This window comes from Acinetobacter sp. C32I (assembly GCF_023702715.1).
In the GTDB taxonomy this organism is placed as follows: domain Bacteria; phylum Pseudomonadota; class Gammaproteobacteria; order Pseudomonadales; family Moraxellaceae; genus Acinetobacter.
The window spans coordinates 1,968,833-1,982,518 of record NZ_CP098480.1 but is presented as its reverse complement, the minus strand read 5'-3'; the positions used below and the strand labels follow the sequence as shown (position 1 = coordinate 1,982,518).

The window sequence follows — 13,686 nt, the reverse complement described above, 5'->3', positions numbered from 1 at the left end:
CTTTATGCATCCAGCTATAAGTCCAATATCTTATATCTTGTTAGCACTGTGCAGGTTGCAGATGACGTTTCCGCGTATCAAATTTTAGAACATTCTAAATAAAAGGAAATTATTTCATCTCTTTTAATTTACGTGCTGCATCTTCCGCAAAATATGTCCAGATCCCATCTGCACCTGCACGACGGCAACACATCAATGATTCTAGAATCACGCTGTCAGAGAGCCAACCATTTTGAATCGCACCCGCAAGCATGGCATATTCGCCACTAACTTGATAAATGAATGTCGGAACACCAAAGGTATCTTTAACTTCACGAACCACATCTAGATAAGGCATACCCGGTTTGACAATCACCATATCCGCACCTTCTTGCAGATCCAGCGCAATTTCATGCAAGGCTTCGGCGCGGTTGCCAATATCCATTTGGTAATTGTATTTATTGCCACCTTTCAGGTTGCTGGCAGAACCCACCGCATCACGGAATGGGCCATAGAAGCTTGAGGCATATTTTGCTGAATAGGCCATGATATTGGTGTAGATAAAATCGTTTTGCTCTAGTGCTTGACGAATCGCACCGATACGACCATCCATCATGTCACTTGGGGCAATTACATCGGCACCAGCCGCAGCATGACTGAGTGCTTGTTTCACTAAGCATTCAACGGTTTCATCATTGAGTACATAACCCGTGTCATCAATAATACCGTCCTGACCATGCGTGGTATAAGGATCAAGTGCACCATCGGTAATCAAGACCATCTCTGGTAATTCTTTTTTGAGTAGGCGACAGGTCGTCTGAACCAAGCCATTGTCATCCCAAGCAGCTTCCGCTGTTAAGCTTTTATCTTGTTGTGGTGTGACAGGGAATAAGGCAAGTTTCGAAACCCCGAGTTCAAGCAAGGTTTCTGCTTTTTTTAGTAATAAGTCAGCCGACAAGCGTTGCACATTTGGCATGCTTGGAATGTCTTGGGTCTGTTGTTGTCCTGGTAATACAAACACTGGATAAATCAAATGATTCGCAGTTAAATGCGTTTCACTAACCATGGCACGAAGTTGGTCATTTTTACGGATACGGCGCATGCGAGTCGCAGGAAAAGCTGGACGATTGAACGTATAAGTCATAACAATCTCGATGTTCAGTATTACACTATAGGAATAATTGAGGTATTAAGTCAGGCTAGGGAGAGCTTAGCGCTGTTACCCAATTACAGAACCCCGCTATTGTAGCCCCATATTTTTAGATTTGTGCAAAATAATGGAAAGTTATTCTTTCCATTGAGTGTAGGCCGCGTATGAATGATGTAAAGAAAAACTGGACTGGGAATATTCAGCTAGGTGCCAAGGCAGATCACCAAGTGGTCTTGAAACAGCTGTGTAAGGCATTTAATGCCTGTCCATTTTTTAAATACAGTGGAATGGTCATGCGAGTGGTGGATGATCAGATTGAAGCATATTTTGAGATGCAGCCAGAACTGGTGGGGAATGTTGCATTTCAGATTTTACATGGTGGCGTTGCTGCGACGATTCTGGACAGTATTGGTGGGGTGGTTGCGATGGAGCAGCTTTATCGCCGTGCCACACCAGAAGATTTACCCGATACCATCAAAAAAGTATCGCGTTTAGCCACGGTGGATATGCGGGTGGATTATCTGGCACCAGGACGTGGCAAACATTTTATTGCCCGTGCTGAAACCTTACGTCTAGGTCGTAAAGGTTGCACCATGCGTATGACCATGGTCAATGATGAAGGTAAAGCGATTGCAACCGCAATTGCCTCGTATGCCTATTAATTTAGATGGCACAAGCTCTGCTGTCTTTTAGGCAGTAGTTTCTGTCCTGAACACCGCTTCCTTTTTTCGCGTCGATATCGTATTCCTATTTTGAACGATTTAAGTGTCTGAAAAGGGAGCTTCATTGTGGCAAAAGCAATCCATCATTTCGATTTTCTCAGCCATAATCGTGCAGCTTGGGATAAGCAGGCGCAAGAACAGCAAGCTTGGTCACGTCCTGTCAGTCATGAACTAATTCGCGCAGTTCGTCATGGAGATTGGGAGGTACATATCACGCCAAGACCATTATCCAAAGCATGGCTCGGCGATATTGTCGGAAAAAACATTCTGTGCTTAGCCTCTGCAGGTGGTCAACAAGCACCTGTGCTGGCGGCTGCGGGCGCGAATGTTACGGTCTTTGATATTTCTGATCAACAATTACAGCAAGACCGAATGGTTGCGGAACGCGAAGGGCTTCAGCTCAAGACCGTGCAGGGAGATATGTGTGATTTGCATGCATTTCAGGATGCTGAATTTGATTTGATCATGCAACCGATTTCAAACCTGTATGTTGCCGATGTTGTAGCGGTATGGCGGGAATGCTATCGGGTACTCAAACCGCAAGGGGTTTTGATCGCCAGTTTTTATAATCCTGTGGTTTTTATTGCAGATCGTAATCCTGAATATGCCAAACAGGGGCTGATTCACCCGATTTATAGATTACCTTATTCCGATCTTCAAGATCTGGGTGCAGATGCGCTCAATGCCAAACTGCAAGCAGGTGAGGCGGTGGTGTTTGGACATAGCCTCACGGATTTAATTCAGGGGCAACTGGCTGCTGGTTTTCTCATTCAAAGCTTTTATGAAGATGATCAACCACAACCACGTTTTTTAGTGGATCAATTTATGCCAACCTTTTTGGCAACACGGGCGATTAAAAATTAACAGCCTATCTTCCCTAAAATATGATTCGATGTGTCTGGTTGGGGGGGGCGAATATTTCCACCTCAATTGGTTTCATTATCTAGCAATAGTGCGATCCTAAAATAATTCTCAAACTGGATAGAGATCTGGAAAAAGTGGATAGAGTCCAGCCATAAATCAAGCTTCAATCATGAAAAGGTTTTTATGGATTGGAGGAGATAAAAATGGCTCCACGTAATATTGCAGAATGGCAAGATTTCATCACAGGATGTTTGGATTTTCGCCCGAACGATGGCGTATTTCGTATCGCACGCGAGATGTTCACAGAGGCTGAGCTTTTCGATTTGGAAATGGAATTGATCTTTGAAAAAGTCTGGATCTACGCCTGTCACGAAAGTGAAATTCCCAATAATCATGATTTTTTAACTGTTCAGATTGGACGTCAACCGTTGATTATTAGCCGTGATGGCCAAGGTCAACTGCATGCCATGGTCAATGCCTGTGAGCATCGTGGCGCCACCTTAACCCGTGTGGCCAAAGGCAATCAATCCACCTTTACCTGTCCGTTCCATGCGTGGTGCTATAAATCAGATGGTCGTCTGGTCAAAGTCAAAGCGCCTGCCGAATATTGTGAAGATTTTGACAAGTCGAGTCGTGGTCTCAAACAAGGACGTATTGCCAGTTATCGTGGTTTTGTTTTTGTCAGTCTGGATACACAGGCAACGGATCGCCTTGAAGACTTTTTGGGTGATGCCAAAGTATTCCTCGATTTAATGGTGGAACAGTCGCCAACAGGTGAGCTGGAAGTCCTGCAAGGCAAGTCTGCCTATACCTTTGCAGGAAACTGGAAACTGCAAAATGAAAATGGTCTGGATGGCTATCACGTCAGTACTGTGCACTATAACTATGTCTCAACTGTACAACATCGCCAACAGGTCAATGCCGCCAAAGGCGATGATCTGGATACCTTGGATTACAGCAAATTAGGTGCAGGCGATAACCAAACCGATGATGGCTGGTTCAGTTTTAAAAACGGTCACAGTGTTTTATTCAGTGACATGCCAAATCCAGCGGTGCGTCCTGGCTATGACACGGTGATGCCATATCTGGTGGAAAAATATGGTGCTAAGCGTGCTGAATGGGCGATGCATCGGCTCAGAAACCTAAACCTATATCCAAGCTTATTCTTTATGGATCAGATCAGTTCTCAATTGCGGATTGTGCGTCCAGTGGCGTGGAATAAAACCGAAGTGATTAGCCAATGTCTGGCGGTAAAAGGTGAGTCGACTGAGGCACGTCGTAACCGCATTCGCCAGTTTGAAGATTTTTTCAATGTCTCTGGCTTAGGTACGCCTGATGATCTAGTGGAGTTCCGTGAACAGCAAAAAGGCTTCCAAGCACGTTTGGAGCGTTGGAGTGATATTTCCCGTGGACAGCATAAATGGTGTTATGAGCTGACGCAGAATGCACAGGATCTCGGGATTCAACCTGTGATCACGGGCCGTGAACTGACGCATGAAGGCCTATATGTCAATCAGCACGGTCAATGGCAGCGTTTAATGCTGGAGGGTTTAAATCGCAAGGCCTTAAAAATGCAGGATATTACCTACCAGTTAGATACTGTGACAGAGGAGGTCTAAGCCATGACTGCTGAATTACATTTTGCTGTTTCACAATTTTTATATCAGAAGTCTGAGTTGTGCGATCGCTATGATTGGGATGCCTATCTGGAACTGTATGATGAAGATAGCGAATATCACATTCCACAATGGATTGATGATCATCGTTATGTCGAAGATCCAAATCAGGGCTTGTCTTATATTTATTATGCAGATCGCTCAGGACTTGAGGATCGCGTGTTTCGTATCCGTACCGGCAAAGCGGCATCAGCCACACCCTTACCACGCACGCAGCACAGTATTCAAAATGTACAGGTCAAAACCCTGCCAGAGGGTTTGATTGAAGCCAAAGTCGGATGGAGCACTTTATATAACCGTCAAGGTCTGGAAGGTTGTTTCTATGGACATGCCACTTATCTGTTAAGACCCACAGCGGAAGGATTCCGTATTCGCCGTCAGCACACGATTTTGCTGAATGACAAAATTGATTCGGTCTTAGATTTTTATCATGTTTAAGGGAGCTTCATGATGGGACATTCAGTTGCGCTTAATTTTGCCGATGGAAAAACCTTTTTTATTTCAGTTCAAGAGGATGAGTTACTGCTCAATGCTGCAATTCGCCAGGGCATCAACCTACCCTTGGATTGTCGTGAAGGCGTGTGCGGGACCTGTCAGGGCCAATGTGAAACTGGCAGCTATGAACAGGAATATGTGGATGAAGATGCCTTGAGCGAGCGTGATTTGGCTGAGCGTAAAATGCTGGCCTGCCAAACACGAGTCAAATCCAATGCTGCCTTTTATTTTGATCATAGCTCCGAGATGTGCCATGCAGGTGAAACCTTAAAAATTGCCAGCAAAGTGACCAAGGTTGAACTGGTGTCTGAGACTACCGCCATCTTGCATGTCGATGCCAGTTCATATACCAAGCAACTTGAGTTTCTGCCGGGTCAATATGCGCGTTTGCAGATTCCTGAAACAGAGGATTGGCGTTCTTATTCCTTTGCCAATCGGCCTAATCCTGACAATCAACTGCAATTTTTAATTCGTTTATTGCCTGATGGGGTGATGAGTAATTATTTACGTGAACGCTGCCAAGTCGGTCAGACCATCATGATGGAAGCACCTTTGGGTAGTTTCTATTTGCGTGAAGTGCAACGACCTCTGGTGTTTATTGCAGGTGGCACAGGTCTATCCGCTTTTTTAGGCATGCTGGACAATATTGCCGAGCAAGCCGATGCACCTGCGATTCAGTTGTATTACGGCGTCAATCAGGCAACCGACTTATGCGAACAGTCACGTTTACTGGCCTATGCAGAACGAATGCCGAATTTTAACTATCAACCCATCGTCACCCAATCTTCAGAGACTTGGACAGGAAAAACAGGTTATATCCATCAGCATCTGAATCGGGAGCAACTGGCGGAACAAGCCTTTGATATGTATTTATGCGGGCCACCGCCGATGATCGAAGCGGTCAAAAGTTGGCTGGATGAGCAAGCATTAACGAATTACCGTCTCTATAGTGAGAAGTTTTTACAAAGCAATAGTGCACGTATTGCACTCGAGGCTTAATGGATAAAGGGATGGAACATCGTGATGACCATCCCTTTTTTCATTCATCAAAAATATCATCCTCAACATTAAAAAATATTGGATATATGCAATCAGACGACTCTGAAGGAGAGATTGACTGCAGATATTGAATTGATTCAACCAACAGAAGTTTTAACAGAATTTGCTTTTAAGGGAATAAAGATGAAGACAGTTGATGTTAATACAGTAATCAATCGTGACAGTTTATCGCCGCTGCAATGGCTGGTATTTACACTGGGTTTCTTGGTGTTTTTTTGTGATGGTTTAGATACCGGGATTATTGGTTTTATTGCGCCCGCCTTATTGGATGATTGGGGCATCAGTAAACCCGAATTGGCACCCGTACTCAGTGCAGCACTGGTGGGGATGTCGATCGGTGCAATTATTTCAGGGCCATTGGCAGATCGGTTTGGACGTAAAGGGGTGATTGTGTTTACCACCTTATTATTTTCCGTATTTACCATCTTGTGTGGTTTTGCTTCTTCCACGCAGGACTTGATGATTTACCGCTTTATTACCGGTGTGGGCTTGGGTGCAGCGATGCCAAACATCAGTACCATTGTTTCTGAATATATGCCCGCGAAACGCAAAGCCTTTCTGACTGGTTTGGCGGGATGTGGGTTTATGTTAGGGATTTCCTGTGGTGGTTTGTTGTCTGCCTATTTGTTGGAAAATCTCGGGTGGGCCAAAGTGGTGATTTTGGGTGGTATTATTCCTTTGTTCCTCGTGGTGGCTTTATTACTGAAACTACCTGAATCGGTGCCTTATCTGATCAAACGAGAGCAGCAGGCCAAAGCGCAACAGATTCTGGCAAAGATTCAAGGTCATACATTTACCGACACCGTTAAAATCGAGTTGCCACACCTTGATGTAGATCGCAGTGAAAGTCCTGTTAAAACAGTTTTGGGCAAATATCTGTGGGGTTCAGTGATGTTATGGTTATGCTGTTTTATGAGCCTGTTGGTGTTCTATTTGCTAACCAGCTGGATGCCAACCATTTTAAAAACCGCAGGTTTTAGCACACAACAATTTAGTTTAATTGCCGCGATTTTCCCTTTTGGTGGGGTGATTGGTGCCATCATCATGGGTTGGTATATGGATAAACTGAATCCAACTCAGGTGATTAAATATGCTTACCTGACAGCATTTATCATGTTTATCGTTGCGGGCTTTGTTAGCTCAAGCATTTTGTTACTTGGCATTAGTATTTTCCTGATTGGGGCATTGCTGACAGGGGCGCAATCGTCTCTATTACCTTTGGCCGCATTGTTTTATCCATCACAGTGTCGTGCGGTTGGGGTGTCGTGGATGCATGGCATTGGTCGCATCGGCGCTATCTTTGGGGCGTTCTTTGGTTCTTATATCTTTACTTATGAGATCAGCCTTGGCGGAATTTTCTATCTGCTGGCCTTGCCGACCCTTATTGCTTTCATTGCCCTAAGCTTAAAAGCCATGCGTCAGAACAATAAAGCCAAACCCGTGTTAAGCACCAGTTAATAGATAAAAAAGCCCAGTACGTTGACTGGGCTTTTTTTATTTAAGAATGTTCACTCATGTTTATTTCGGGTTTCACTTGGTTTTTCCCCAAATTCATCCTTATATTCTTGAGCGAAGCGGCTGAGATGATTAAAGCCCCAGTCATAAGCCAATTTGGAGATGGAAATTTTTTGATGTTTGGCGGTATTACTCAATATTTTATAGATTTGCTGTAGGCGATATTTACGTAGATAGGCCATCGGACTCAGGCCATAATGCTGCTGAAATTCTTCATAGAGTTTGGATTTAGACACACCTGCCAAGGTGTGTAAACTTTCGGCATTGAGGGCTTCATGAGCATGCTGAATGATAAAGTTTTTTACTTTGCGTAGATAAGCTGGCTCAGCTCGGTTGCAGCGTTCATGTAAGGCTGCAGAATAATTATTTTCCTGAGACAACAGCAGGGCTTTAATCACAAAATTTTCATAGTCTTCGGAAAACATGGGTAGGCCTGAAAAGTCGGCATAATGCGATTTAAGCTGCAAGAAATTTTCAATATTGTGCCACCATGCTTGCATCAAGCCAGTCATCGACAGTGAAATTTCAGGGTTAAAGACGATGGCTTCTTCAATCGGTTGATTCAGCAGTTCGGACAGGACCAGTTGCAGGCTGTTTTCGGGAATCACCACCTGAAATTTTTGACAGTCCTGATTGATGACCAAATCCTGTAAGTCTTGATTGGAGACAATCAAACCAGTTTGTGCATCGGATTGGTATTTTGCGCCACGGATACTCAGCGTTTGTTTGCCATGAAAGGGCAGACTGATGCTATAGGCTTTCAGGTTGGCAATATTGATGGCGACATTGGCGCCATAACTGATGGTTCCGATCGCCATTTTTTTATGCGGTAAACGAATCCCGTCATAATGAAAATCGAGTGTTTCTCGACATAGGGTATCCAAGCGGTGTTCACCACAGATCATTGACATCAGATCTTGAGCAAAGTCGGCCTGATGCGAATGATGGATAAGATCCATATTTTGGCTGAGTGATGTCATCGTCCTTTCACCTAGCTAAGTGTTTGTTGTTTTAGCAGCAAGAAAAATGCCATTCTGATCCATAAATGACCGTGCTTTTCTCGCATGGAAGAATGAATTGCTGCGCAAAAATCAATATTCCACTTAAGCTCATTAGAACAAATCCAGCCAAATACACAAGCCTATTCCACATATATCTTCATGCTTTATAGGTATGTTAAGCATTGTTGTGTCTGAGGAGACTACGAAGATCACTTGCTTAGAACCCAAACTTTAAGTTTTTTATTATCATTAAAATATCAATTTATAAGAATTGAACGCATCAGTTATTTTTTTTAATCTCGTCATATGATTTTTTATCGTTAAAATGCGAAATGGTTTTTGTTCTTATTTTTCATTTTTGGTTTTTTTAACATTCAGTTAAGTTTTCAAAATTAAACTGATCGGCTGATTAAACCAAAAGTTAAAAATCTCTTTAATTTTCAGGAATAACTTATGACTGACGCTCAAGCCAACCAACAGGATGCTGCTTCAGATTCGGCATCAGATGATGCAATGAAAGCAAAACGTAAAAAATTCCTTGGATTTTTCGCACTCATTCTCATTCTCGCTGCAATTCTGTATGGTATTTGGGCGTTATTCTTTAATCATTCGGTCAATACCGATAATGCTTATGTCGGTGCAGAAACTGCACAAATTACCTCAATGGTCAGTGGGCAAGTGGCTGAGGTCTTGGTGAAAGAGACCCAACAGGTCAAACAAGGCGATGTATTGGTACGTATTGATGAACGTGATGCCAAGATTCAATTGGCACAGGCGCAGGCAGAACTGGCTAAAGCGCAACGCCAATATAAACAAAGCCAAGCCAATAGCAGTTCTTTAAATTCTCAGGTTGTGGTTCGTAATGATGAAATCACTAGTGCACAGGCACAAGTGACCAAAGCACAAGCCGATTATGATCGTGCTGCATTGGAATTGAATCGTCGTAATGAACTGGCTGCATCAGGTGCAATTTCTAAAGAGGAATTAAGCAAGGCACAAAGTGCGGTTTCAACAGCAAAAGCCAGTCTGGATTTGGCACAAGCAGGTTTGGCACAAGCGACCTCAAGCCGTAAAGCGGCTGAAAGTACCTATGCGGCCAATGAAGCCTTGATTCAAGGGGTGAATGAAGCATCTACTCCAGATGTTTTAGTCGCAAAAGCACATGTGGAACAAGCGGCCTTGGATTTAGAACGTACGGTAATTCGTGCGCCTGTTGATGGTGTCATCGCCCGCCGTAATATTCAGATTGGACAACGGGTTGCGCCTGGAACCGTGATGATGTCGGTGGTGCCTGTCTCTGCACTGTATGTCGATGCCAACTACAAAGAAAGCCAATTGGCGAAAGTCAAAGCAGGGCAGAAAGTGACTTTACGCTCTGATTTATATGGTGATGATGTGGTTTATCACGGCGTAGTACAAGGTTTCTCAGGCGGTACAGGTGCAGCATTTGCCTTGATCCCTGCGCAAAATGCCACAGGGAACTGGATTAAAGTGGTACAACGTTTACCTGTGCGTATCAGCCTTGATCCGAAAGAACTTGCAGAACATCCATTGCGTGTAGGGTTGTCGATGCAAGCGGATATTGATCTCGCATCGAAGTAATCAGCCATGAAAACGCAAAATCCATTTGCAGAATTGAGTGGCGGGCGCTTACTACTTGCCGCGTTTGTGATCGCCCTTTCAAATTTTATGGTGGTACTAGATACCACCATTGCCAACGTATCTGTCCCTCATATCACGGGGAACCTCGCAGTTTCCAGTTCACAGGGGACCTGGGTCATTACCTCTTATGCCGTTGCGGAAGCGATTTGTGTCCCTTTAACAGGGTGGCTTGCGGGGCGCTTTGGTACGGTTCGGGTGTTTGTCTTTGGTCTGATTGGCTTTACCATCTTTTCATTCCTGTGTGGTTTGGCGACATCCTTAGAAATGCTGGTATTTTTCCGTATCGGACAAGGTCTCTGTGGCGGGCCATTGATGCCACTCAGCCAAACACTATTGATGCGGATTTTCCCACCTGAAAAACATGCGCAGGCAATGGGATTGTGGGCGATGACCACGGTGATTGGCCCGATTCTCGGCCCGATCCTTGGCGGACTCATCAGTGACAATCTATCTTGGCACTGGATTTTCTTTATCAATATTCCTGTGGGTATTTTCTGTGTTTTAGCCGCGATACGTTTATTGTCGGTGGCTGAAACCAAAACTGAAAAACTGCGGATTGATGCGATTGGCTTAGGCCTGTTAGTGCTTTGGATTGGTGCATTGCAATTGATGCTTGATCTGGGGCATGAACGGGACTGGTTTAATAGCAGCAGTATTATCATGCTGGCCTTGATTGCGGTGGTTGGCTTTATCGTGTTTATGATTTGGGAACTGACCGAAAAGCATCCCGTGGTCAATCTGTATGTGTTCCGACATCGGGGCTTCGCCGTATCAGTATTGGCTTTGGCCTTTGGCTTTGGTTCCTTTTTTGGCAGTATTGTACTGATACCGCAGTGGTTACAGATTAATTTGGGTTATACCGCCACATGGGCAGGTTACCTGACAGCCACCATGGGCTTTGGTAGTCTGACCATGTCGCCCATTGTGGCGAAGCTGTCGACCAAATATGACCCACGCGCCTTGGCCAGTTTTGGTTTGGCTCTGCTCGGTGTCGTGACCTTAATGCGTGCCTTCTGGGTGACTGATGCGGACTTTATGGCTTTGGCTTGGCCACAAATATTGCAAGGCTTTGCTGTACCATTCTTCTTTATTCCACTGTCAAATATTGCAATGGGCTCGGTTTTACCACAGGAAATGGCATCGGCAGCAGGTTTGATGAACTTCTTGAGAACCATGGCAGGGGCGATTGGTGCTTCAATTGCAGTCACCATTTGGGATGATCATGCCAAAGTGGCACGTAGTGAAATGGTGAATAACTTACATCCGCAAGAAGTACAAAATACCTTATTGCAGAATGGGTTCTCTTCTGATGCGACACTCGCCACGATTGCGAATCTGGTGGATAAAGAAGCGATTACCATGTCTGCCAATCATGTATTTATGCTGTTGGCGATCGTGTTTGTGTTTGCCAGTGCTCTGATCTGGATGAGTCCAAAACCGAAACCTGTGGCTGGTGGGCCTGCACCACATTAACTTGGATCGGGACTTGAAAACGCAAGTTTCGCAACAATATAGGCTTATAAGCGCATATTTTGCTCGATGCTTAGAAATTAACATTTAAATTCTAGTCATCTATGCTATGATTGCGCTGTACTTTGGGGATGTTTCTGGCTTCGACGCTGGTAATGAAACTCATAGATGCATGCCGAGAGCGCATTTCCTCTCGTAAATCAAATTTGCATTTTTTAGTCGCAAACGACGAATCATACGCTCTAGCTGCCTAAGGGCAGCTTGTCCGCTTCACTGAATACTTGTGGTCAGTGAACCCGACTGAAGCGCACGCACACAAGTCCGTATAGTGTTGAGCCTCGGGACACTATACCAAATCTAGAGGATCGCACTTCGTACCCTGTTCGTCGGGTCACTTAGTGTTAAAACAATAGACGATATCTAAGCATGTAGTATTCTCGAGTGTAGTGCTGGCGGACGCGGGTTCAACTCCCGCCATCTCCACCAAAATATTATTCGGGATTGTTCAATCCGATGTAAAAAAGCCTTTAAGTTCAATACTTAAAGGCTTTTTTATTTGCCTGTTTGTCCGATATTATCCGACTTGATTTGACCTTATTTTTGCCTTTTAAGGGTCAAAATTGGGACAATTTGACCCACAAGATTCAAAATGATTGGGGCAGGAAAAATGGCACTAACTGATGTGGAATGCAAAAAGGCATTACCTAAAGAAAAGCAATATCGATTATCAGATTCTAATGGGTTGTCACTCATCATTGATCCCAAAGGGGGTAAATATTGGGCGCTTCGACTTACGGTTGATGGGCAAAGAAAATCTAAAGCACTAGGGCAGTATCCTGAACTAAGTTTGAAAAAAGCTCGTGAAATTGCTTTAGATATAAAATATAAGTTTTCTCGTGTAGAGGCGGTTGATGAGTTAAAACCACTTTTTAAAGAGGTGGCTGAAGATTGGTTTGAAAATCAAAAAGAAACATGGTCTACAAAGCATATTAGCAATGTCCAAGCATCATTAGATGAATTGTATATTGGACTTGCCAACAAGCGAATTAATCAAATCCAAGCTACTGAAATTTTGCAGGTTATTAAGAAAATAGAGGCAAGAGGTTCGCTTGAGATTGCCAAGCGTACCTTGTCACGTTGTGGTATGGTCATGAAATATGCCATAGCTCATGGCTATAGATACGATAATCCAGCAAGTGATTTGGTTTATGCACTCAAAAATAAAAAAGTGAAGAACTTAGCTTCATTATCAGAAAATGAAATGCCTGAATTCCTTAGACGCATCAAAACTTATCCAGCGGACGCTCAAACTCACCACGCTATTATTCTGATTATGCTTACTGGTGTTCGAGTAAGTGAGTTACTGCAAGCGAGTTGGGACGAATTTGATCTAGATGAGCGTAAATGGGATATCCCTGCTGAGAGTATGAAGAATGGTTTGCCTCATCGTGTACCTTTAACAGACATGATGCTAGATGAACTTCAGGCATTGCGTCTGACACATAATCAGGATCTATTATTTCCGCACCGCCTAAATAACAAGGGAGCTATGCGTAGTGAGTCAATCTTAGCCGTGATTAAACGTTCAGGCTATGCAGGACGAATGACTACACATGGATTTAGATCATTATTTAGTACAGTAGTGAATGAATCGAATTTATTCAATCCTGATGCTATTGAGCGGCAACTTGCCCATGTGCCACAGAACCGTATTCGCTCTGCATATAATCGAGCGCAGTATTGGGACGAACGTGTAAAGATTATGGAGTGGTATGGGGAGCAAGTAAAAAATTGGATGCTAAAATTATAGTGTGGAAAAAAAAGAGGCTGAAAAGCCTCTTATCTTTACAAGATTAAATAGTTATGCAATATGAAACAGTTATGAGGGAGGTGGCTATATTTTCAATTTAATGTATCATCGCAATGCCATTGAAGGTGACTTCAAACCGTTTTTAAAGGCAAAAGTTGACCTAGATGAACTTGTTAGTATTTTTCTTTCCCATCATCGCACATTTCTGTTAAATACATTTGATGAATTAATTCTTCTAATATTTCACTTTCAGTTTTATTTTTGAATTCAGAAAGATCTTTTA

11 protein-coding genes and 1 other RNA gene are annotated in these 13,686 nt (G+C 43.6%); 10 read left to right on the top strand and 2 right to left on the bottom strand.

The annotated features are described in order from the left end of the window. Positions 1-109: 109 nt before the first annotated feature. Positions 110-1,123, bottom strand: a complete 1,014-nt coding sequence (hemB, locus tag NDN13_RS09515; protein WP_005190886.1) for a porphobilinogen synthase — start codon at positions 1,121-1,123, stop codon at positions 110-112. Between the two features lie 170 nt (positions 1,124-1,293). Here hemB and NDN13_RS09510 point away from each other — a divergent pair, with 170 nt between their 5' ends. The 6 genes from NDN13_RS09510 (at position 1,294) to NDN13_RS09485 (ending at position 7,403) form a co-directional block, all read left to right on the top strand. Further along, on the top strand, positions 1,294-1,791 hold the full coding sequence (locus tag NDN13_RS09510; protein ID WP_241271271.1) for a thioesterase family protein: 498 nt from the start codon (positions 1,294-1,296) through the stop codon (positions 1,789-1,791). A gap of 126 nt (positions 1,792-1,917) precedes the next feature. Continuing rightward, entirely contained in the window at positions 1,918-2,715 is a 798-nt protein-coding gene (locus NDN13_RS09505; protein WP_251118067.1) for a class I SAM-dependent methyltransferase, read from the top strand. 203 nt (positions 2,716-2,918) lie between these two features. Beyond that, positions 2,919-4,334 (top strand): anthranilate 1,2-dioxygenase large subunit, encoded by a 1,416-nt coding sequence (gene antA / locus NDN13_RS09500; RefSeq protein ID WP_251118066.1) that lies wholly within the window; start codon positions 2,919-2,921, stop codon positions 4,332-4,334. 3 nt (positions 4,335-4,337) lie between these two features. Further along, positions 4,338-4,829 carry an anthranilate 1,2-dioxygenase small subunit gene (gene antB / locus NDN13_RS09495; protein ID WP_004805221.1) on the top strand — a complete coding sequence of 164 codons (492 nt, stop codon included), beginning with the start codon at positions 4,338-4,340 and terminating at the stop codon, positions 4,827-4,829. Positions 4,830-4,841: 12 nt separating this feature from the next. Then, positions 4,842-5,885, top strand: coding sequence for an anthranilate 1,2-dioxygenase electron transfer component AntC (gene antC / locus NDN13_RS09490; RefSeq protein ID WP_251118209.1), 1,044 nt, complete (start codon positions 4,842-4,844; stop codon positions 5,883-5,885). A gap of 183 nt (positions 5,886-6,068) precedes the next feature. Beyond that, complete coding sequence (locus NDN13_RS09485; protein WP_251118065.1) at positions 6,069-7,403, top strand: MFS transporter; 1,335 nt, start codon at positions 6,069-6,071, stop codon at positions 7,401-7,403. A 50-nt stretch (positions 7,404-7,453) separates the two neighbouring features. Here the strand turns inward: NDN13_RS09485 and NDN13_RS09480 are convergent, their stop codons facing one another. Then, a complete protein-coding gene (locus NDN13_RS09480) occupies positions 7,454-8,440 on the bottom strand; it encodes an AraC family transcriptional regulator (protein ID WP_251118064.1) in 987 nt (328 codons plus the stop codon). Between the two features lie 474 nt (positions 8,441-8,914). On the opposite strand from NDN13_RS09480, the gene NDN13_RS09475 reads away from it, so the two are divergent. From NDN13_RS09475 to NDN13_RS09460, 4 genes are all read left to right on the top strand, one after another. Then, positions 8,915-10,063: an HlyD family secretion protein gene (locus tag NDN13_RS09475; RefSeq protein ID WP_251118063.1), complete on the top strand. Its 1,149-nt coding sequence runs from the start codon at positions 8,915-8,917 to the stop codon at positions 10,061-10,063. Between the two features lie 6 nt (positions 10,064-10,069). Continuing rightward, positions 10,070-11,596 (top strand): DHA2 family efflux MFS transporter permease subunit, encoded by a 1,527-nt coding sequence (locus tag NDN13_RS09470; RefSeq protein ID WP_004805230.1) that lies wholly within the window; start codon positions 10,070-10,072, stop codon positions 11,594-11,596. 124 nt (positions 11,597-11,720) lie between these two features. Continuing rightward, positions 11,721-12,079: a transfer-messenger RNA gene (ssrA, locus tag NDN13_RS09465) on the top strand. Between the two features lie 181 nt (positions 12,080-12,260). After that, the gene (locus tag NDN13_RS09460) at positions 12,261-13,403 is read left to right on the top strand and encodes a tyrosine-type recombinase/integrase (RefSeq protein ID WP_251118062.1); all 1,143 of its coding nucleotides are present in this window, start codon (positions 12,261-12,263) and stop codon (positions 13,401-13,403) included. Positions 13,404-13,686: the final 283 nt, after the last annotated feature.